The 438-nt window shown below is 58.0% G+C and carries 1 pseudogene; it reads right to left on the bottom strand.

Annotated elements, in window-relative coordinates:
• Positions 1-54 precede the first annotated feature (54 nt).
• Positions 55-438, bottom strand: a pseudogene (locus M3225_RS29030) (hypothetical protein); the annotation flags it as partial.

The following is a 438-nucleotide window of genomic DNA, read 5'->3' as shown; positions in this document are numbered from 1 at the left end:
CCCTTATCCACCCGCGCCGCACGATCGGCGCGGCGCGGGTGGATAAGGGAATAATTAATGCTGCAGCCGGGCCAGACATTCCGGGGCGAGGCCGGTCAGTTTCGCCACCAGCGACAGGTCGAGTCCGTTAACAAGCATCGCCCGGGCGATACGCTCCGCGGTCTGCTGCTCACCTTGCTCGATACCTTGCTGTAGACCTTGTTCAAGACCTTGCTTTAATCCTTGCTGATGGCCGCGTTGTTCCAGAAACTGGGCAATATTCATTAGCGTCTCCTTATGCGGCCGCCGGGGAACGTTTTGCGCAAGATGGCGCAAAAAAGCAACCGGATCGGCGGCGTTTCCTGCCTGTAATAAATAGTGCAACAGCGTCTTAAGCTGCCTGCGGCTAGTGTATCCCAGCGCCAGGAGCCTGACCAGCTGCTCATGCAGGTCCATCAA

This window comes from Priestia aryabhattai, assembly GCF_023715685.1.
GTDB classification, from domain to species: domain Bacteria; phylum Bacillota; class Bacilli; order Bacillales; family Bacillaceae_H; genus Priestia; species Priestia aryabhattai_B.
Note: the sequence above shows the minus strand (reverse complement) of the source record. Positions and strands in the feature narration are given on the sequence as shown.